This is a genomic window from Terriglobus roseus, from assembly GCF_900105625.1.
Classification (GTDB): Bacteria; Acidobacteriota; Terriglobia; order Terriglobales; family Acidobacteriaceae; genus Terriglobus; species Terriglobus roseus_B.
Window position 1 is genome coordinate 934351 of the sequence record NZ_FNSD01000001.1, and the last position, 20415, is coordinate 954765.

The 20415-nt window shown below is 58.9% G+C and carries 14 protein-coding genes; 10 read left to right on the top strand and 4 right to left on the bottom strand.

The genetic code is table 11. From position 1 onward, the window contains the following. Positions 1-255 precede the first annotated feature (255 nt). Positions 256-1224 carry a LysR family transcriptional regulator gene (locus tag BLW03_RS03825; protein ID WP_074652422.1) on the top strand — a complete coding sequence of 323 codons (969 nt, stop codon included), beginning with the start codon at positions 256-258 and terminating at the stop codon, positions 1222-1224. 17 nt (positions 1225-1241) lie between these two features. On the opposite strand, the gene BLW03_RS03830 is transcribed toward BLW03_RS03825, so the two are convergent. Beyond that, complete coding sequence (locus BLW03_RS03830; RefSeq protein WP_212733124.1) at positions 1242-2468, bottom strand: MFS transporter; 1227 nt, start codon at positions 2466-2468, stop codon at positions 1242-1244. 441 nt (positions 2469-2909) lie between these two features. On the opposite strand from BLW03_RS03830, the gene BLW03_RS03835 reads away from it, so the two are divergent. Beyond that, positions 2910-5402: a zinc-dependent metalloprotease gene (locus BLW03_RS03835; protein WP_083350304.1), complete on the top strand. Its 2493-nt coding sequence runs from the start codon at positions 2910-2912 to the stop codon at positions 5400-5402. A 73-nt stretch (positions 5403-5475) separates the two neighbouring features. On the opposite strand, the gene BLW03_RS03840 is transcribed toward BLW03_RS03835, so the two are convergent. Beyond that, the gene (locus BLW03_RS03840; protein ID WP_139285082.1) at positions 5476-6246 is read right to left on the bottom strand and encodes a GGDEF domain-containing protein; all 771 of its coding nucleotides are present in this window, start codon (positions 6244-6246) and stop codon (positions 5476-5478) included. Between the two features lie 72 nt (positions 6247-6318). Here BLW03_RS03840 and BLW03_RS20290 point away from each other — a divergent pair, with 72 nt between their 5' ends. Continuing rightward, positions 6319-6588 carry a hypothetical protein gene (locus tag BLW03_RS20290; RefSeq protein WP_139285083.1) on the top strand — a complete coding sequence of 90 codons (270 nt, stop codon included), beginning with the start codon at positions 6319-6321 and terminating at the stop codon, positions 6586-6588. A 182-nt stretch (positions 6589-6770) separates the two neighbouring features. On the opposite strand, the gene BLW03_RS03845 is transcribed toward BLW03_RS20290, so the two are convergent. Beyond that, positions 6771-8159 (bottom strand): hypothetical protein, encoded by a 1389-nt coding sequence (locus tag BLW03_RS03845; protein ID WP_074652424.1) that lies wholly within the window; start codon positions 8157-8159, stop codon positions 6771-6773. Positions 8160-8199: 40 nt separating this feature from the next. Between BLW03_RS03845 and BLW03_RS20770 the strand changes: the two genes are divergently transcribed. The 7 genes from BLW03_RS20770 to BLW03_RS03880 all read left to right on the top strand — a co-directional run bounded on the left by BLW03_RS20770 (position 8200) and on the right by BLW03_RS03880 (position 19503). Next, positions 8200-8481 (top strand): PH domain-containing protein, encoded by a 282-nt coding sequence (locus BLW03_RS20770; protein WP_212733125.1) that lies wholly within the window; start codon positions 8200-8202, stop codon positions 8479-8481. Between the two features lie 126 nt (positions 8482-8607). Continuing rightward, positions 8608-11034, top strand: a complete 2427-nt coding sequence (locus tag BLW03_RS03855; protein ID WP_074652426.1) for a sensor domain-containing protein — start codon at positions 8608-8610, stop codon at positions 11032-11034. A 182-nt stretch (positions 11035-11216) separates the two neighbouring features. Beyond that, the gene (locus BLW03_RS03860; RefSeq protein ID WP_074652427.1) at positions 11217-11396 is read left to right on the top strand and encodes a hypothetical protein; all 180 of its coding nucleotides are present in this window, start codon (positions 11217-11219) and stop codon (positions 11394-11396) included. A 456-nt stretch (positions 11397-11852) separates the two neighbouring features. Continuing rightward, on the top strand, positions 11853-15293 hold the full coding sequence (locus tag BLW03_RS03865) for a TonB-dependent receptor (RefSeq protein ID WP_244501946.1): 3441 nt from the start codon (positions 11853-11855) through the stop codon (positions 15291-15293). A gap of 120 nt (positions 15294-15413) precedes the next feature. Then, on the top strand, positions 15414-16760 hold the full coding sequence (locus tag BLW03_RS03870) for a Gfo/Idh/MocA family protein (RefSeq protein WP_074655757.1): 1347 nt from the start codon (positions 15414-15416) through the stop codon (positions 16758-16760). Beyond that, a complete protein-coding gene (locus BLW03_RS03875; RefSeq protein WP_074652429.1) occupies positions 16750-17781 on the top strand; it encodes a DUF6807 domain-containing protein in 1032 nt (343 codons plus the stop codon). The genes BLW03_RS03870 and BLW03_RS03875 overlap by 11 nt, the downstream gene beginning before the upstream one ends. A 117-nt stretch (positions 17782-17898) precedes the next feature. Further along, a complete protein-coding gene (locus tag BLW03_RS03880; RefSeq protein ID WP_244501947.1) occupies positions 17899-19503 on the top strand; it encodes a PQQ-dependent sugar dehydrogenase in 1605 nt (534 codons plus the stop codon). Positions 19504-19534: 31 nt separating this feature from the next. On the opposite strand, the gene BLW03_RS03885 is transcribed toward BLW03_RS03880, so the two are convergent. Next, a complete protein-coding gene (locus BLW03_RS03885) occupies positions 19535-20410 on the bottom strand; it encodes a ThuA domain-containing protein (protein ID WP_074655759.1) in 876 nt (291 codons plus the stop codon). Positions 20411-20415 lie beyond the last annotated feature (5 nt).

Genomic DNA, 20415 nt, shown 5'->3' on the forward strand with positions numbered 1-20415 from the left:
CCGCATCCATCCATCCAGTGTTCGATTTCCTCTATCAGGCGTTACAAAAGCTTGATCGACCGTCATGTGGTTCATTTTGCTAACTATCCGAGTTTGCGACGAACCTGGCGATTCATCGCCTATTGACATTCCACGGCGTGCACTGCAAGCTGAAAACACCGCTCAAGAAGTTCCAATTACAGATGGCCGCTTGTCTCCGAAGCGCCCTCTGGCAGGCTTGTCTCCTTCCCTCACACGGATCCTGGTGAACGCACAATGGACTTTCGCATCCGGCAACTGCAGTGCTTCCTGACCCTTGCGGAGCTGCTGAACTACGGCAAGACGGCGCGCGTGCTGTACATGAGCCAGCCCACCATCACCTTCCAGATCCAGTCGCTTGAAGAGGCCTTCGGAGCAAAGCTGTTCGAGCGTGATCGCAAGCAGGTGCGGTTGACAGCGGCCGGTGAGTCCATGCGCATCTACGCGCAGACCATCATGGACACGATCAGCGACGCGCGCGAACACCTGAAATCGTTGGCGGCACCTCGCAAGATTCGGATCACCTGCGGACCGTCGGGCATGCTGGACCTGCTCCCTGCAGTGCTCCGTACGCTGGTCCGCTCCAATGCAGGTTTTGAGGTTGAGGTTGCGGACCTGACGACGGAAGAACAGATGGAACAGATGGCAGATCGGCGCATTGACGCCATGATCATGATGCCGTCGCTTCCCATTGCCGGCGTCCGCTTTGTTCCGCTATGCTCCTTGCCTTTACGGATCCTTATGTCGCGGCGCAACCCGCTTGCTTCGCGGAGCTTTCTTTCCATCCGCGAACTCCATGGGGCGAACGTCATCGCATCGCGCCCGGAAGACTGCCGCTACCAGGGCCCCTTCCTCTCAAGCCTTTTCGCTCCCTTTGACGTGGTGCCCAGGCTTGTCCACGTTCCACAATCCTGCTCCGTCCAGTTCGCCTACGTAGGAGCGGATGCGGGCGTGATGATTGCTCCCTACAGCGCAGGCTTCGCCGACCTTACGGATGTAGTGTCGATTCCGTTCCTGGAAACGCTGCCTGAAATGGAGCTTGGATACAGCGTATTAGCCGAGAACAAGAATGAGGCATTGCCCATGTTCCACCAGATCCTGTCGCACTGTGCGTCCAAGCTACAGGGCGCGACGCCGGCGGCAAAGGGAACGCGGTCCGAACGTTCGAGGCTGATTGAGTTCCCTCACCTGCGAGATGCTGTCTAAGCAGGCTCCCGCGACGATCAGACTCGCGCCGCTCTCAGCCGTTTCGGCGTGACCGCGATGCTGATCAGGCTGATGCAGCCGGCAAAGGCAACGTAGACAGCGGAGGACGCGATCGTCTCTGTGCTGGATGCAAGCGCTGCGTAGATTGCCGGTGCAAAGCCGCCGAACAACAACACACCAAAGTTGAAACTCGCGCCAACGCCACCAGCCCTGACGTGCGTTGGAAAGAGCATGGAGACGAACCATGCCTGCGGCGCGCTATACAACGCACTGAGGACGGTCAGGAGAGTGTAGGCAACAATCAGCGCCGCCCGGCTGCGGTAGACATCCAGCATGTGCAGCAAAGGCCAGATCGCCAGCAGTGTCGTGACGATGACCGCCGACATCCATCGCAGGCCATTCCGCGGTGTAACCAGGTTCGCGCTGAGAGGAACCAGCACCATACTGCTCAAGGCTGTGATCAACATCAACAGAGCGCTGGAGGCGATCGGGATGCCGAGCCGCGTTTGTGCGAAAGTCGGCAGATAGACACGCAGATATATATTCGCTGAGAGCACCGCGGTGGATGCTGCAGCCACAGCGATGCGCTTGCCGTGATGCCGCAGGAGGTCGTGTATGGGATGCCGCACCGGCCGTGTATGCAGGAAGGCTTCGGTATCTCGCATGTGCTTTCTTAGATAAAGGCCGATCGGGGCCAGCAGCAGCCCCACGGCGAACGGCACGCGCCATCCCCACGCTGCCATCTGCGCGTTGCTCAGGCGTGATACCGCGAACATCACAATCGCCGTCAGCAGAGCTCCGAAACCCTGTGAAGCAAACTGCAGACTGGCATAGAGCGACTGCTTCTGCAGCGGGGCGTTCTCGAGAAGATAGGCGGCAGTGCTGCCGAACTCTCCCCCCAGCGCCAGTCCCTGCAGAAGCCGCGCGCACAACAGCAACACAGGAGCCCAGATGCCGATGGTCTCAAAGGTTGGCGAGAAGACCAACAGGACGGTGCCCGCGAGCATCAGCGAGATCGATAGCAACAGCGATGCGCGACGGCCTGCCCTGTCTGCATAGGCGCCCAGGACCAGACCGCCAAGGGGACGCACGATGTACGAGACACCGAACAGGCCGAAGGTAAGCAGCATCGATCCGCTGAAACGACCTGCGGGAAAGAACAGCCGGGACAATGTGACCGCGACAAATGCGTAGATGGTTACGTTGTAGAACTCAAAGCCATTGCCCACGCAAGCGGCCAACAACACAGGAAGACGAGTACGGGGCGAGTGATTTGCATCGGTCACCTTGATCCCTCTGACCGACCGGCCTCGGCCAGACGGGACTGTGCTTCCATGACGATCGGCATGCAAATGCTGATGTCGGACTCAACCCGCTCGATTCACAATGAACGCGCATGGTTTCCGAAAAGCGATGCTCGCATCGGCGACGATAGCAGCGCTTGATCGGTTCCTTCGCCTTTTCGATTGGACTCCTGGCAGGCGCCGCCCTATCCTCACTCTAATCACTTTCAGTTGCACTCCGAACACTCCGACGCTACGGGACAGGTCGCGGCCCTCTCGTCCGTGGTCAACCTCGCGTGCGTAAGCCAGGGTGACAGTCGTGACCTTGTTGATCGACAGCATCCTGGCACACGGCCTTTCGCTACTTACATCTCAACGCATTCGCAATGAAGAGGTTTTCAAATGCAACAGAAGCGCACGCAAAGGAAGCTCGCCGGCATTGCGCTGTCGGCAGTCATGGCCTTGTCTGGTGTGGTGGCTCGGGCACAAGCGGGTCCTTCTCCGCTGGCAGCAAAGGTCGCCGGATTGACGCGGCTGGACGGCTACATCACGCTTTTCCTCGATCCCAGGGGTGACAAGACCTATCTGCAGATCGACAAGCTCGATCAGGAGATGCTGTACGAGCAGCAACTGACCGACGCCATCGGCGAGTATGGTCTGGATCGTGGTGCCGTGTATCACCCGAATCTGGTTCAGTTTCATCGTGAAGGCGGACGCGTTCTGCTGAAGGCGGAGAATACCGCATGGCGCACAGCCAGCAGCGTCCCGGAGGCGTCCGAAGCCGTAAAGCGTTCCTTCGGCGAATCTGTCATCGGAACCTTTCCCATCGTGGCCGAAGAAAACGGATCTCTTCTGGTCGATGCCACGGATTTCTTTGTACGTGATTCGTTTGGCGTCACAGAGCGACTGACTTCCGCCAGGGAGGGTGCGTTCCGGCTCGATCCCACGCGGAGCGCGATCTATCGCGAACGGACACGGGCCTTTCCCAGGAACACCGAAGTGGAAAGCATGTTGACGTTCGTCAACCCGGAAGCACGCCGCCGCCCAATCTTTGATGGGGACGGTCAGCGGCAGGGCCTTGCCGCGGTCGTGCCAGACCCGCGCTTCGTGACGGTGCATGTGCACCAATCCTTCGTGGAACTGCCGCCCCTGGGTTTTCATACGCGTGAGTTTGATCCGCGCGCCGGATACTTCAACAGCGTGATCTACTTCGACTGGAATAAGCCGCTCGACCAGCCGCTGGATACCCACCTGATGCTGCGCCACCGGTTGGAGAAGAAGAACCCTGGGCAGGCCGTCAGCGATCCTATCAAGCCAATCGTCTATTACGTGGACCGCGGGATTCCCGAGCCGATCCGCTCCGCTATTGTGGAGGGTGCAAGCTGGTGGAACCAGGCCTTTGAAGCTGCAGGCTTCCACGATGCCTTCCAGGTAAAGCTGCTGCCTGAGGGCGCCGACCCCATGGACATCCGCTACAACATGATCCTGTGGGTCGAACGTTCGCAGCGCGCCTTTTCGAACGGTGCTGAAGTTATCGACCCGCGCACGGGCGAGATCCTGAAGACGGAGGTCTCACTTACGTCAGGACGCGAGCGCCAGCTCTTCCTGATGACGGAGTCCCTGCTTTCGCCGTACAGGAACGGCTCGAAGCCCGATCCGGCGCAGGAGAAGATGGTGCTTGCACGGATGCGACAACTGGCCGCACATGAGGTCGGTCATACCCTGGGCCTTGGTCACAACCATGCATCCAGCAACTTCGGTCAGGGCGGCTCCGTGGAAGACTATCCCTTCCCCGACGTGCAGATTGACTCGAACGGCAAGCTCGACCTGTCGAAGGCCTACCAGCCCGGTATCGGCGAGTGGGACAAGGTCTCCATCCGCTATGGCTATAGTGAGTTTCCGAAGAGCAGCACGCCCGATCAGGAGAGGGCTGGTCTAAATAAGATCCTGGATGATGCCTACAAGAAGGGCATGTATTTCATCACCACGCAGGATGCCGGATCGATCGCTTCCATCCACCCGTATGCCAGCCAGTGGGACAACGGCAAGAATGCCGTTGAGGAGCTTCAGCACATCCTGAAGGTCCGTGAAGTTGCACTGAAGCAGTTCTCCGAGGCGGCGATTCAGCCAGGTCGTCCGTGGTCACAGTTGGAAGACGTATATGTGCCCGCATACCTGTTCCACCGCTACCAGACTGAGACTACCGCGAAGCTCATCGCAGGCCTGGACTTCCGCTACTCCCAGCGTGGCGATGGCGAGATGGTCACCGCGTTTGTCAGTCCCGACGAACAGAAGAAGGCTCTCGCTGCAGTGCTGTCAACACTCGACGTAAAGCTGCTCACAGTGCCGGAAGCCCTGCTCAATCTGTTCCCGCCGCGTCCACCAGAGTATGGTCGCACGCAGGAGTCCTTCGTGGGCTATGACGGACCGGCATTCGACGCTATTGGACCGGTTCGTGCGGCTTCGGATCTTACTCTCGATGCACTGTTCGAGCCCGGCCGTGTCAGCCGACTGGTGGACTATCACGCACGCGATGCCTCCAATCCGAGCCTGAGCGATGTGGTCCGCGCCACCCTGCAGGCGACCGTCTATACGAGCCTGCACGATGGCCTGGAAGGCGAGACCCAGATCGCCATCAATGAAGCGGTCATCTCTCACCTGCTGACCGCTGCGGGCTCGTCCGCGGTGAGTCCGCTAGCACGGCAGATCCTTCGCCGTGAACTGGCTACCGCTCGCGAGTGGATGACCCAGCACGCACCGGCAGCCAGTCAACCGGAACAGCAGGCGGCTTACGCGGGCTGGATCAGTCGCATCACGGCTGCAGACCGCGCTCCGGCAGACCGCCCCGAGACGAAACCGCTGCAGGAGCGTGTGCCTGAGGGAGCACCGATTTAGATCCTCTCATCCAAATGCTAAGAGGGGTGCAGCCACGCTGCACCCCTTTTTCGCAAGCGACCGTGACGAGAAATCATCCAAGACGCGTCGAGTTTCGGCCTTCTTGCTTGGCCCGATAAAGAGCTTCATCTGCCCGGCGGATAAGTGTGGGGATCTCGTCGCCACGAAGCCTTGCCGTGAGGCCAACACTGACAGAAACCGTTGGGAGTCGAACCGTGACGCTGTGACGTATGCGCTCGGCTACGGTGAATGCCTCATGGGCGTTGGTTCCTGGCAACAGGATCAGGAACTCATCGCCGCCGAAGCGGCCCACGTAGTCATACGGGCGAAGCGAGGACACTGCGAGGCTGACAATCTCGCACATAATCCGGTCGCCTTCCGAGTGTCCGTCGGTGTCATTAATGCGTTTGAAGTGGTCGATATCGATCAGGCCCAGTACAAAGGGCTCGCCGTGGCGGCCGCTCCGTTCCATCTCTGCACGCAGGGCGCGTTCAATGCCGCGGCGATTCAACGCCCCCGTCAGGAAGTCGCGCTCGGCTTCGTCCTCAAGCTTGCCAACAAGTTCGTCGTTAAGCAGCAGGAAGAGGAAGAGGCCCGCCGCGATCACGAAGATCATGTAGAGAAAGAGCACGGACGATTGAATGAAATCTGGCCGCATGTAGTCGGCCGGCGCCCCGGTCGCAAGTGTTCCGAGCGCCTGCCATAGAGCCACGACGGCGAACAGAAACATCACGCCGGCCAGAGCTCGTTGCGAACTGCGCCTGCCATGCCGCACAAGATCCAGTCCGATCAGAAGGCGAATGAGAAACCCATAAATCGCGAGGACAACGATGCGAGCCAGCATCGAATCCCGGAACTCCGTAAAGAAGATGAGTAGAAGAAACGGGAAGACCGGAAGCGCCGCGATGAGCCTTCGATGTTTGGGAAGGACGAGATTCGCACGGACGCCAACTTGCAGCAGCGTCAGGAAGACGCAGACAAGAGTGTCGCCTACGACGACATTCAGAAACGTGTCCCACCCACCGTCGGCATGAACCAGTGCGAAGAGGCAACAACTCAACGCGCCAGCAAAAAACGCCGCGCAAAAATACCCGGCGCCCCTGGTGCCGCGATTCGTCAGCCGCACCCCGGCGAATGCACACGCCAGAAGCGTGGCCGCAGCGAAGAGGCAGAAAAGAATGGTTAGGTTGTCGAGGCGCAAATGTTTTTCATTTCCACCTTGAGACTAATGCAATAAACCGGACACGGATCGAACCCCGCTCGGGTCGAGCATGACCGTGATGGCATCTGTTTGAAATGCCTCCAAAAAAGACCGATGGGGAGCCACGCATCAGCGGGCTCCCCCATCGGTCTCTCTGTGGATGCCGGTCAGAAGTTACGAGCGTAGGTATCGCGGGGCAGCCCGACCTGTCGGGCGTGATTCCGAAGAGCGAGCGCGCTCACCGAATCGGATGGACCGCCCAGGGCTACAAAGTAAGGCGCATGGCCAGTTGGCGAGAAGACCTGAGGCTGCAGGGCAACGTACTTGCGGCGCAGCTGCTCAGCCTTCGCCTGGGCCTGTTGCTCGTAGTTGTAGGTGTAGGCGATGACGTGCCAGCCGGCCTGCATGCCAGACGCAACCAAAGACTCCTGCGTAGGGCGACGCTCCGGTATTGCTGACGGCTTCGTCGCGGATGCTGCCCCCTTGCGCGGCAGAGCTGGCGCAGTCTGCCTCGATGCATTTTCGGCGACGGTCGTTTGCGCTGCAGCCGCGGGATGCTTCGTGTCGCGTGCGGTATTCCAGAGCACCAGACCAAGCATGGCTGCAGCAGTTCCGGAAGCAATCCACACCTTACGGCCGATCGGTCGAGCATTCATCGGCCGGAATCGCTGCAGGACGACTTCTCCGAGGGCCCCCATAGAGTTGCGCCGCTCGACCACGGGCAATACCATCTGCCCCACAGGTTTCGGCATACCCGAATAGACCGGTGTCTCGGACGCCTCATCGGTACGCATTGGAAGACCCGTTTCCCGAGGAAGCGTTGCTGCTGCAGCACCCGTCGTAATCGGCCGTGCCGCAGGCACCACAACGGGCGGCGGGTTCAGCATCGCCACCAGGCCCTCTGCCGTGAGCGTGCCCTCGAGGAGACGCGGGATGAGCTTGTCAAAAGGGCTCGGTAGCGGCGCGGGAATGGTGCCCTGCCAGTCCACCGTCAGGCAGCGAAGGAGCAGCAAACCCAGGTCATGAACATCAGCCTGCCGCAGCGCTTCGCGTGCCTCGGGCGTGTCTGCCTCAAAGTCACCGGTGCACTCTCGAGCGCAATCGCAACGGAGCTTTACGGTTTCGCCCATGGCGAAGACATTTGTTGCGTCGATGTGTTCGTGGACCAGGCCGGCGGCGTGCAGTGCGGCAAGCGCGCCTGCAACAGCTTCTGCGACATCCTTCGTCTCACCGCTCGAAAGCACGCGGTCGCGCAGGACGTCAGACAAGCTCTCGTCGATAGGTTCTATGAGGCAAAACGCAAGGGGGACGCTATCGTAGGTGGTTCGCCCCGTCTGCAAAATGCCCTGCAGATTTGGATGTGAGACGGCAGCGATCTTCGTCCAGCGACCAAGAAGCTCCGTCTCGTCAAAGTGCGCCTCCGTCAGCCGGAGGATGGCTGCCTGACCTTCCGGAGTGGTCGTGAGAAAGAACGCGTTCCGGCCCTCGGAACGGTGGAGACGGCGCAGCGGATAGCCAGCCAGGGTGGTGCCTTCGTATTCAGTCCACAGATGCATAGGTCTCGATCCTGATTCTTCACTGTTCATAATGCACGTTTTGCACCAAAACAATCGCTCAGGCGCAGTGCCGCTTTTTTGCGTTCTCGGAAGTATCAGGCCCAAGATTCAGGAAGATCCTGCCGTGCAGTCGCGAAAAATGTGGAAGAATTTCGGCATCCAGCAAGATACCTCTGGCGTGCGAGACGCATCGATGGGTCGCTTGCAGCTGCCGGTGGATGCGTCAGATTGGCAGACGACTTTCTTCAACCTGACCCCGTTGTGGGAGTGTGAGCGTGCTTGGCGTGGCTTAGCTTGGGATTTGCACATGAAACAGCATTGAGTGGATGCCGAGATGGTCGATGACGGCTTACATGAATCGGATCGAACGAGAAAGAGAACCGTTCTCGTTTGCCCACAGTTGCCTCAGAATCATCACAGAGATTCGATCTTTTTTGCGTGAGGCGGCATGACATCCATGGAAAGCGGCCTTACAGGGGAAGAGGCGATCGCGCTGTTTGAGGACGCGCCGTGCGCCTACATCTTCACGGAGTTGACCGGGAAAATCCTGCGAGTCAACAACACCTTCGCCAATTGGGTGGGGCAGTCGAAGACCGCCCTGCTGATGATGAACGTGCAGGAAGTTCTGACGCCGGCCAGCAGGGTTCTGTACCACACCCACTACCATCCGCTGCTGCAACGTAACGGCTCCGTGAACGGCATTGCCCTCGATTTCCTGCAACCCAATGGGACCTCGTTTCCCGTTGTCGTTGCGTCTGTTTTGAAGGATGCTACTCCCCTTCTGGCAGCCCATGTCAGCACTACCTTCGTTGGCATCGCGGAACGGAAACGCCACGAGCACCAGATGTTGGCAATGAAGCGGAAGGCGGACAGCCTGGCTGACCTGGTGCGATTCTCTGACCGTGCCATCATCACCACATCCTCTTCCCTGACCGTTGAAACCTGGAACACTGCCGCGACCGCCTTGTTCGGCGACGTTCTTACGTCCGGCATTCACGTGCACCAGCTCATGGCCGCGCAGGAGGTTGGGATTCTCTCCAACACTCTCCAGAGCGCGGTGCCTTCGGTCTTCGAAACCACGATGTCGCCGCCCCACCTGTGGCAGGTGAACGCCTATCCCATCTCGGAAGGCCTTGCCATCTTCTTCGCGGACATCACGAAGGAACGGATATGGCAGCGTGGGCTTGAGACCGCGCACGAACGATTCAGCCTGGCCACGATGGCTACGACCGAGGGCATTTGGGATCTGGACTGTGCCAGCGGAAGCGTCTTCTACTCGGCACGATGGCGATCCATCCTTGGCCTCCCTGCTAAGGAATTCGTCGGGACTATGGCGGACTGGATGGGAAGACTCCATCAAGCGGACGAGGAACGCGCTCGTGAAGCGTGGAAAGAACTACGGGCCAACGCCGACAGCAACTTCGAAATTGAACTGCGACACCGGCACGAGGACGGATCGTGGCGGTGGATTCTCTGCCGGAGCCTTTGCCAGAGGGATGCAAGCGGTCAGCCAACGAGGGTCACCGGCTCCATCAGCGACATCACCGCGCGTAAGATCGTCGATCCACTGACGAACCTGCACAATCGCCTTTCGCTCCTTGAGCGGCTCCAGTCGAGAATCGAGAACAAGCTGCTCCACGATCGCTGCTATGCGCTCCTGTTCATTGACCTTGATCTCTTCAAGCGGATCAACGACAGCCTGGGGCATCTGAAGGGAGACGCTCTGCTGGTAGAGGTCGGCCGACGTCTTGAGGAAACGGTGAGACTGGTGCCGGGCAGTATCGTCTCGCGCCTGGGGGGCGATGAGTTTGTGGTCCTGCTGGGTGACGTCACGCATGAGGAAGACGCTCTGACCTACGCGTCGATGCTGGAGTATCTGCTCGAGATCCCGATCGATTGTGAAGGACACGAAGTCTTTATCTCCGCAAGCATCGGCGTAGCGGTCGGGCACCCCGGCGACTACACCAGGGCCGAGCAGATGCTGGAAGACGCTGACGTCGCCATGTACGCGGCAAAGGCGAATGGCAAGGCCCAGTCCGCGACCTTCACCAAGCGGATGCGTTCTGAGGCAACCGCCCGACTGAGCGATGAGGCCGCCCTCCGCACCGCGGTCACGGAGCATCAGTTTGAGCTTTTCTACCAGCCGAGTGTCCACCTTAGCTCTGGCGCGGTGCTTGGCTTTGAGGCATTGATCCGCTGGCATCACCCTTCTCGCGAACTGATGCTGCCGGCGGGTTTCATCTCACTGGCGGAAGAGACCGGCGCGATCCTGCAAATCGGACGGTGGGCTCTCGCCGAAGCGATACAGCAACTTGCGTCGTGGCGAGGTGACCAGCTTGTCTCGCCCACAGCCACCATTGCCGTCAACCTTTCCGCAAAACAGTTGAACGATCCGCATCTGGTCGTAGATATCTGTCACCTCTTGAAAGCCGCCGGCCTACCCGCCGAGTGCCTTGTCCTGGAGGTCACTGAAAGCATGCTGATGGATGATGCGGAAGGCGCTGTCACCATACTGGAGTCGATCGCCAGGGAGGGGATCGGACTCTACATTGATGACTTTGGAACGGGGTACTCCTCGCTAAGCTACCTGCACCGATATCCGTTCCAGTGCCTGAAAGTCGATCGCTCCTTCATCATGCGCATGGAGGATCATCCTCAAAGCGTTACGCTTGTCTCCGCGATTGTCGCTCTGGGATCTTCGCTGGGCATGGCGGTTATCGCGGAAGGGGTCGAGACAGAGTCGCAAAGACTCCACCTGATCCGCATGGGATGCCAGCAGGCACAGGGCTTCCTGTTCTCTGAGGCGCTTCCTGCGGATGCGATAGCGAGAATGCTCTCCCAAGATCCTTCTTCGCAGCCGTATGCGCCGTGCTAGGCGTCGACCACGCAATCGATCGCTTGCATGCTCTATGAGAACTGGCAAGGCTGCCTTTGGGCCCGGCAACTTCGTACAGGAGGCCATTCGCCGCACGTTGATCGACCGGCTCTGACGCTGCCCACACCGACCCGGAACCACTGCAAGCAGTGCATTAGTCTTGTCCTGAAGAAGGTACGCACATGAAGGCAACGATCGAAGGCAACGAGCTCGTCATCCGAATTCAGCTACTCCCGGAACCCACTCGATCCAAGAGCGGCAAGACGATGCTGGTCGCCACCAGCGGTGGCAATGTCGTCACGGAAGCGATGGTCGATGGAAAACCGATCACTGTCGGACTCAACGCCTACATCCCAAAGTAGCCGCATCCAATCTCCATTCGACGGCCGGGATGGAAGGTGGGCCGCATGCGTCCGTATCCAGAGTCGAGCGTGCCGTTGACTTGACCGACAGTCGGCACGCAACCATCCGCCTCATGAGCGTGCTACCAGTGTCCCTTCCCCTTGAGGCCAGCGCGCCGTAACGAGCTTTTTCTTCTGTCACAGCAACGATGGAAGTGCCTACCCTGCGAGGGGTGGGTCGAAGCAGCCTGCTTCATTTTGAAACGTTTCAATCAGCCCCGACTCCCAAACGCTCCCCGATGAAGCGCTTGCCCGATTTCTGTGCTTGACAGTGACGGCTTCTTCCCCGTAGTTTTGCCGCGCTTGGAATCACAAAAACGTTTCGTGGCGAAGCCGTCTCCCCCAGCCGGCTTTGTTTCTTTGAGGAGCTTTATGAAGGCCAGATCAGTCACTTCGAAATCCAGAATTTACAGCCGGATGCGAACCTGCGCATGTGTCGCTGCATTCCCCATTCTGCCGCTTGCTGCGGCTGCCGTCCTGCTGATGCCGGCATCGTCGTATGCGCAGACAGCCGGCACCGCCAGCGTGCAGGGAACCGTGAAAGACCCTTCCGGCGCCGGCATTCCCAATGCGACCGTCGTGTTTCTGAGCACGGAAACCGGCACTCGGCGCGAGGTCAAGACTGCGAGTTCTGGCGACTACTCGCTGGCGAACGTCCCCGTCGGCGCTTACACGCTCAGCGTTACCGCACCCGGCTTCTCGGGATTCAAGCAGTCCGGCAGCCTCGAGGTTGGTAACAACGCCACGATTGACGCGCCGCTGACCATTGGCAGCGAAACACAGTTCGTGGAAGTGCAGACCGGCGCTGTTGCCCTGGAGACAGAAACAGTCAACTACAAGCAGGTTGTCGACCAGCAACGTATCAACGAGCTACCGCTGAACGGTCGCCAGGCAACGCAGCTTGTGCTCGTCACTGGCGGCGCAGTCACGTCTCCGGGCAATGACATGGTTGGCTCCAAGAACTATGCGAGTTCAACCGTGATCGCGGTGGCGGGTGGCCAGGGAAACTACAACAACTACGTTCTGGATGGCGGCTATCACACTGATAACTTCACGAACGTTAATTTGCCATTCCCCTTCCCTGACGCATTGCGCGAGTTTTCCGTCGAGTCCAACTCACTGCCGGCACGTAACGGCCTGCACCCCGGCGCGCTGGTCAACGCCGTGACAGTGTCGGGCTCGAACAAGTGGCACGGCTCCGTATTCGAGTTCATTCGCAACAACGTCATCAATGCCACGAACTTCTTCTCTGTTAATCCCACGACAGGTGCGCCAATCCGTGACTCACTGAAACGCAACCAGTTTGGTGGAACCTTCGGTGGCCACATCGTCAAAGACAAGCTCTTCTTCTTCGGCGGCTATCAGGGTACGCGGAATAAGCAGGTTGGCAACGCCACGAACTATTGCCTGCCCACACCGGCTGAACTTGCCGGCGACTTCAGCCAGATGGGCGGTGGCTGCGCGAAGAATGCCGCCGACGGCTCCAACCTGGTGAACCCGTCCAATGGTACGGCTATCAGCACCACGCCCGGCTCAGCAAACTACCGCAAAGTGAATCCGGCGACTTACTCGCCGCAATCACTTGCATTCGTAAAATACCTGCCACTCGCGCAGGCGGACCAGTTCGGTCTTGTGAGCGTGGCTCTCCCTGCCAACAATCAGGAAGACCAATACGTTGGGCGAGTGGATTGGAATATTTCGCAGCGCCACATGATTTACGGCCGCTATTACCTTACGAACTACAAAGCAGCGTCTTACTACTCGCCGACAAACATCTTGCTGACCACGACTGCAGGTAACGACGAGCGCGTGCAGACTGCCACGATGGGCGATATCTTCAACATATCACCGACCATGGTGAATACCTTCCACGCAACCTGGGCGCGTCGCCGCGACACCCGTGGGCCAACAGCCGGTGGCATCAATGCTCGCACCCTTGGCGTGAACGTTTACACTTATGTACCGGTTGACTTCCGCCTGAGCGTCACCAACGGTCCTTCCGCTGGTTGCGGCACCTGCTCGCCCGGCTTCTTCAACAGCAACAGCGAAGACTTCTCTGACGACATCGACTATCAGCGCGGCAAGCACGCCTTTGCCTTCGGCGCTGAATACATCCGCGCCGCGGATAACACCAACGCGGGGTATCTGCAGAACGGCCAGTACACCTTTAACGGCCAACTCTCCGGCGTAAATAACAAGAACGTCGGTGAGGGCATGATTGACTTCCTCACGGGCCGCATGCAGAGCTTCGGCCAGAGCCGGTCACAGCAGACCGCTTTCCGAGAGAACATCTTTTCCGGCTACGCGCAGGACACCTGGCACGTGAACAACATCATGACCCTCACGTATGGTCTTCGCTACGAGCCCATGCTCTTCCAGCAGGATAAGTTCGGTCGTGGCAGCACCTTCGATCAGGCCGCCTTCAACAGCAACACCCACTCAACGATCTATCCCAACGCACCTGCGGGCACACTCTATCCGGGCGATCCCGGTGTCCCTAAAAACCTCACGAACAACCGGCTGAACAACGTCTCTCCGCGCGTTGGTATCGCGATCAACCCGCACCCGACAACGGTCTTCCGCGCAGGTGGCGCGGTCATGTATGACAGTCCAGCGCTTTATCTGAACCAGCGCCAGATCACAAACGCGCCATTCACCAACGAGATCGGCATCACTGGCAATCTCTCCTTCGCGGATCCTTACAACGGATATGCCGGTGGCAGCCCCTTCCCTGGTGTTTTCCCGCCGGATAAGACATCCGTCTTCCCAACACAGAGTGCCTACGTCATCATGAAGCGCGATGCTCGCACGCCGGCCATCTACCAATGGACAGCAAGCCTGCAGCAGGAGATCGGCAAGGGCTGGACGTTCTCTGCGAATTACCTCGGCAATCGCAACATCCACCAGTACATCGGTGTATACCCCAATCGCGCCGTCTACATCCCCGGAACGTCAACAGGCCGCGCGGGATCCTGCGGTGCGCTGGTGGCTCCGAATCTACCGGCCGCTGGCTCGCCTTGCTCCAGTACCGCATCGGCAAACGCCAACGCACGCACGCCGCTCTCCTTAGCAAACCCCGCGCAGGGCGCCTACTACACACAAACACTCACCGTCATCGATGATCACGGCTACTCGAACTACAACGGTGGCATCTTCACCATTCAGCACCGCAGGGGTAACTTCAACTTCCTGGCGAATTACACCTGGTCGAAGTGCCTCGACCTTACGGATAACCAGGGAGACATTGCGCAATCGTTCCTGCAAAATTCCGGAAATCCGCGCGGCGATTACGGTGCGTGCGGCTTTGATGTGCGGCACATCGCCAACATCACCTTTGTCACTGAGAGCAAATTCAACAGCCTTCACGGATTCGCTGGAGCGCTCGTAAACGGCTGGCAAATCGCTCCCTTGATTCGTATGACCAGTGGACTCCCGATCAACGTGACGACCGGATCAGACGTCTCCCTGACTGGCCAGGGCCAGGATCGCCCCAATCTCGTCCCGAATGTTCCGCTCCGCACCAACGTCAAGGTGACCAGCCTTGCCGCGGGTGGTAACCGCTTCTACTTCAACAAGGCTGCCTTCACGGCAGCTCCGACCGGAACGTTCGGAAATCTGCCGCGTAATTTCCTGCGCACTCCCGGCCAGTACAACATTGACCTGTCGCTCAGCCGTAATTTCAACGTCTATGAACGGCTGAAGTTTCAGCTCAGGCTCGAGAGCTTTAACATCCTCAACCATCCCAACTTCACCCAAACCGGTTTCACGACTGCGAATCCGAGCAGTTCGACCTTCGGTTACGCCAATACTGCGGGCGATCCTCGTATCTTCCAGGCCGCTGCGCGTTTCACCTTCTAACCAGGAACACGTAACGAAGGCGCGGGCCCCGGCTCGCGCCTTCCTTGTCCGCAACGAGAGACACGCTCAGCGCAATTCCTGAAATCCTGAACAAATCCCCACCGATCTATGGAGCAGACCATGAGTGAGATAACCCGCCGCGGGTTCATGAAGCAGGCCGGTATTGCAGCAGCCGCAGCCACCGTCTGGGACGCCAAGAGCTACGCTGCAATCCTGGGCGCGAACGACCGTGTGCGCACCGCAGTAATCGGCGCTGGCGACCGTATGCGTTCCGCGCTGATCCCTTCTTTCCTGCAACACGCGAAGGAGATGAACTTTGAGTTTGTCGCTGTCTCAGATATCTGGAACAAGCGTCGCGAAGATGGCGCTGCATTCGTCAGCAAGAAGATGGGTGGCGGGAAGGTCGACGCGGTGCGCAACAACGATGAACTCTATGCACGAAACGACGTGGATGCCGTTCTGATTGCCACCGCCGATTTCCAGCATGCGATGCATGGCGTAGAAGCGGTGAACCATGGCCGTGATGCCTACGTCGAGAAGCCGATGGCGCACACCATGAGCGATGCTCGCGCCATCCGCGATGCTGTCCATAAGTCCGGCAAGATCGTACAGATCGGCACGCAGCGCCGTTCGACACCGTCTTATCAGCGGGCCTATGACTACATCCGTTCCGGTGAGTTTGGCGACATTGTGAACGTCGAGATGACGTGGAATGTGAATCAACCCGGTCGCTGGCGCCGCCCCGATGTTGTGCCTCTGTTGAAGGAGGCGGACACCGACTGGAAGCGGTACCTGGGCAATCAGCCGTTCGAGCCCTTCGATGCTCGCAAGTACCTTGAGTTTCGCCTGTTCTGGCCATACTCCTCCGGCATTCCGGATCAATGGCTCGTACACCAGATCGATACCGTGCACTGGTTCACTGGCTATCCCCATCCCCGTTCGGTTGTTGCCAACGGCGGCATCTATGCGTGGCATGACGGTCGCCGCAACTGGGACACTCTTACCGCAGTCTTCGACTACGGCCCGCTGGACGACATGAACAAGGGTTTCCAGGTGATCTACTCCTCACGACAGACGAACGAAGCGGGCGGCGTGAAGGAGATCTACCGCTCAGTCGGCGGCTCGCTCGACATGGACAAGCAACTGGTCACGAACGAGGGCGGTCTGACCGCGAAGTATGCTGCAGAGATGAAGATGCAGCCGCGACAGTTGAAGACCTTTTCCCTCGGTGACGTGGAGAAGGTCTCGAACGATGCCAACACCGGCGCCGATCCCCAGACCAGCGCCAATATGCGGAACTGGATGGAGTGTGTCCGCAACCGGAAGACGCCGAATGCCAGCGTCGATGCAGGCTATAGCCACTCGGTCGCGCTGTGCATGTGCATTGCCGCCATGCAGACCGGCGCGAAGGTCACCTTTGATGACAAGACGCAGCAGGTGGTCGCGGGAGGTAAGCATGTCGGGTAAGTACACAGCGCTGGCAGTTCTAAGCGCTTCTCTCGGGCTCACTGCAGCGGCACAGGTCACCGTCACGCCGCATGAAGCGGACAGACGTATCGATGTCACCATCGATGGCCATCCTTTCACCAGCTACATGTGGCCCACGAGCCTCGATAAGCCGGTACTGTATCCGCTGATCGCGCCCGATGGCACGACCGTTACGCGCGGCTTTCCATTGGAGCCCCGGCAGGGCGAGCGAGTCGATCATCCGCACCACGCTGGTGTTTGGTTCAACTACGGCAACGTCAATGGCTTTGATTTCTGGAATAACTCCGGAGCAATTCCTGCGGCGCAGAAGCCAAAGATGGGTTCCATCCACCACACGCGTGTCGTCTCCACGAAGTCGGGCAAGCACGAGGGCGAGATCGTCACGGAATCCACCTGGACCGATAGCACCGGCGTCGATCAAATGAAGGAACTGACCCGCTATATCTTCCGCGACGAGAACGGCATGCGCTCAATCGACCGCATCGCCACCCTGACCGCACTCAAACCGGTGACCTTTCATGACGACAAAGAGGGCTTGCTCGGCATTCGCATCGCACACTTCCTTGAGTCGGCAACGGAAAAGGGCGGAGTATTCAACGACGCGTCGGGTCGTCCTACCAAGGTCGCTGAAGGAGATAACACTGGTGCGACGGGCGTCTATCGCACCTCTGCCGGCGTCACCGGCGACAAGGTGTGGAGCACGCGCGGCGCGTGGTGCTCGCTCACGGGAACCAGCCCTGAAGGCAAGACCGAGACGGTCGTCATCCTCGATAATCCAGCAAATCCTGGCTTCCCAAGTTACTGGCACGCTCGCGGCTACGGCCTGTTTGCCGCAAATCCGTTGGGTGACCACATCTTCGACCCGAAGGCGCCCGAGCACAACTTCACCATTGCGCAGGGACAGTCCGCAACGTTCCGATACCGCATCCTTCTGAATTCAAGCGCCATGACGCCGCAGCAAGTTGACGCTGCGGAAGCAGCCTTCGCGAAGGTAAAGTAAGCGCAAGGATCTGAAATCGAGGTATCGCTTCGAAGGTGATTGCGAAGTGCGCAATCGCCTCGAAGCATTCAGGTGGTGAGGTTGAACATCAGTATGGAAACTTGGAAGTGCTCGCCCATGTCTTTGCTCAGAATGGTGGCTCTCGGATGTATTGCTTCAACTGCCTGCGCACAACAGGCTGCGCCCACCATCACGCTACAACTTCGCGACTATCTGACGCTGCCATCCGCAGAGAAGCTGGACCCCACCACGCAACAGCAGGGTGAGTTGTCACGCGTAAATTTCCTGCGCGAAGAGCCCGGTCCCGACCGGGGCCGCATCTTCCTCAGCAATCTGAACGGCCCCCTGTACATCCTCGACAAGAAGACCAAGGAACTGACGACCTATCTCGACTTCAATGGCCGTGATGGACGCAAGGGCATCTTCCACCGCCTGAACTTCGCGACCGGCTACCAGAGCGGGCTGATCACGGTCCAATTCGATCCGGACTACCGGCACAACGGCAAGTTCTACACCATCCATATGGAAGACCCGAAGGTGGATGCTTCGGCTGTGCCGGACAATACAAGCGTGCCTGGACTCAACGTCACGGGCTACCAGGTCACTGCGCCCGTTCGCACCTCCGGTCCCGCGGAACGCGAGTGTGTGCTGATCGAATGGACCGATACAAACACCGCGGACAAAACCTTCCAAGGCACGGCGCGTGAAGTTCTGCGGATTCCCTATCTCGGCCATATTCACCCCATGGGCGACATCACCTTCAATCCCACCGCACGCCGTGGTGATCCTGAGTGGCACGTGATGTACGTGTCGAGCGGCGATGGCGGATCGGGCGAGACACTGAAACCCATTACGCGCAACAACCCGCAGCGGCTGGACACCATGGTGGGGAAGATTCTGCGGATCATTCCGGATCTGACGGAGCAAACCAAGACAAGCAAGCTCAGCCCCAACGGTCGCTATCGTATCCCGGATGACAATCCATTCGTGAATACTGCCGGTGCCTACGGCGAGATCTGGGCGTATGGCCTGCGCAATCCTCACCGGCTTACGTGGTATGTCGATCCGCATGGACGGAAACCATACCTCATCACGAATGTCATCGGCCTCGCCACGTGGGAGACCGTCGATATCATCCATAAGGGCGCGAATTACGGCTACTCAGAGCGTGAGGGAAACGAACACCTGAAGGCAAACAACCGTACGGAGCCCATCCCTGCGGACGACCGCATCCCCGTTCGCATCGGCGACGAGCCCGGCGCGGAGATGGTCAAGCCTACCTACCCGGTTCTGCTCTATCCGCATAAGGAAGGTGGGGGCGATGCCATCTCCAGCGGGTTCGTCTATGAGGGCAAGATCGCGGCGCTAAGGGGTAAGTTCCTCTTCGGCGACATCACCACCGGCCGTATATGGTGGGCGGATATTCATGAGATGATTGCAGCCGACGACGGCAATCCCGCCACCATGGCAACCATGCATCCCATCCAGATCGAGTACACCGACCCGCAGGGCAAGAGTCAGACCTACCCAAACTTAGCTCCGATCGTGACGGCGGCGTATCACGCACGTGGCGGTGTCGCCCCCTACATGCCTGGCTACGGCACACCGGTGGGCAAAGGTCGTGCGGATATTCGCCTGGTCATGGACAATGCCCAGAACATTTACATCATCAGCAAGAGTGACGGCATGCTCCGCGCCGTGACGGGCGCCTCGGAAAAGTAAGCGTTGCAACCGCACACGCTCGCGTCCGATTTCACGATATCGGATGCGGGCGTGGCGTGTACTGCGTCATTCCCATCGACCACTTCAACGCTTCCAGATACATGGTCTGAACCTCAGGCTTGTTCCATGCGGCAACCGGATGGCCGAAGGTGGAATAAAAGACATTCCCCTTGCCGTACTGTTTGGCCCAGGCCACGGGAAAATCCCCGTCGGTACGGTGCAGATCCTTCACCTTCAGGTCTAACTTCGCAGCGTCCAGCCGCGCCAGCACATCGACATCTTTGCGAGAGTAGGGCTTATCCGTCGCGACATAGATTTCGTCCTGGATGTAGAACTCTTTTGGAAATTGTTTGAAACCAGGAAACGTTGGCTGCTCCACGATGATCGGTGCGTTGAATACGCCCCACGGATGATTGTCAAAGTAAGCGCCTAACATCTGTCCGTACTCCGGCCAGGAGAAGAACGCGTCAATGGCAGAATGAGCGCCGACGAAGCCCTTGCCATCGTCATGGATAAACGACAGCAGATCGCGCTTCTGATCCTCGCGCAGTTCTTCCTCGCCAAGACCGTAGAAGAATATCGCGTCGAAATCATTCAGGTTCTTCGCATTCGTTTTGCGTTCGCCGCCCGGGCCGTACTTACCCATGCCGTACACCGGTGACTTCGTGATGAGCTGCGTGTCGGTGTGGATATAAGTCTCAAAGAGACCTGTGGAAGTACCAAGATGTTCAATTGTCGCCAGCGCGTGCGACACCGAATCATGCTGATAAGCCGTATGCACATCCCCGATCGCGAGCACACGCTTCGGCCGTGGTGCCTGGCCCGCGAGCATTTGCGGCGCGGCCGCTGCGACTGCCGTGACAGCGCCCAATCCCTTCAGAAAACCACGTCGTGTCGATCCATTCATTGTGA